Source organism: Leisingera sp. F5 (assembly GCF_001593695.1).
Genome location: NZ_LUKH01001188.1, coordinates 1 through 1205 on the forward strand (window position 1 = coordinate 1; position 1205 = coordinate 1205).

At 58.5% G+C, this 1205-nt stretch carries 1 protein-coding gene; it reads left to right on the forward strand.

Translation table 11 applies throughout. From position 1 onward, the window contains the following. On the forward strand, nucleotides 1–1205 hold a 1205-nt coding region (locus A2I95_RS40000), incomplete at both ends, for a lysine--tRNA ligase (RefSeq protein WP_291737887.1).

Consider the following 1205-nt stretch of genomic DNA (forward strand, 5'->3'; position numbering starts at 1 on the left):
CGTTATGCCAAGGGCGCGCCGGACAAGGGCTATGTTCTATTTGAGACCGGCTATGGCCCCTCGGGCCTGCCGCATATCGGCACCTTCGGCGAGGTCGCCCGCACCACCATGATCAAAACCGCGTTCGAGGTGATCTCGGACATACCCACCAAGCTGATCTGCTTTTCGGACGATCTGGACGGGATGCGCAAGGTGCCGGGCAATGTGCCCAATGCCGACAGCCTGCAGGAGCATCTGCAAAAACCGCTGACCTCGGTGCCGGATCCGTTTGGCACCCATGAGAGCTTTGGCCACCACAACAACGCCATGCTGCGCCGCTTCCTGGATACCTTCGGCTTCGAGTATGAATTTTATTCGGCGCAGGAGTTCTACCAGTCCGGCCAGTTCGACGAGGTGCTGAAACGCGCTGTCGACAAATACGACGACGTCATGGCGATCATGCTGAAGAGCTTGCGTGAGGAACGCCGCCAGACCTATTCGATCTTCCTGCCGATCCATCCGGAAACCGGCCGCGTCCTCTATGTTCCGATGAAGAAGGTCTGCGCTGAAACTTACACCGTCACCTTTGACGACGAAGACGGCAAGGAATGGACCCTGCCGGTCACTGGCGGCAATGTGAAGCTGCAGTGGAAGCCGGATTTCGGCGCCCGCTGGGCGGCGCTGGAAGTCGATTTTGAGATGTACGGCAAGGATCACTCCACCAATACACCGATCTATGACGGCATCTGCCGGGTTCTGGGCCACCGCGCGCCGGAGCATTTCACCTATGAACTGTTCCTGGATGCCAACGGCCAAAAGATCTCGAAAACCTCCGGCAACGGCATCTCGATCGACGAATGGCTGACCTATGCCTCGACAGAGTCGCTGGCGTATTTCATGTACCAGAAGCCCAAGACCGCCAAGCGAATGCATTTCGATGTGATCCCCAAGGCAGTGGACGAATACCACCAGCAGCTGCGCGCCTATCACACCCAGGACCTGAAGGGGCAGCTGAACAACCCGGTCTGGCACATCCACGGCGGTGACGTGCCGCAGTCCGATATGGTGGTGCCGTTCTCGATGCTGCTCAACCTCGCTTCGGCCTCCAGCGCCGAGGACAAGGAAACCATGTGGGGCTTCATCAACAAATATGCACCCGATGCCACGCCGGAGACCAATCCGGCGATGGATCAGGCGGCAGGTTTTGCTGTGGCCTATTTCAACGA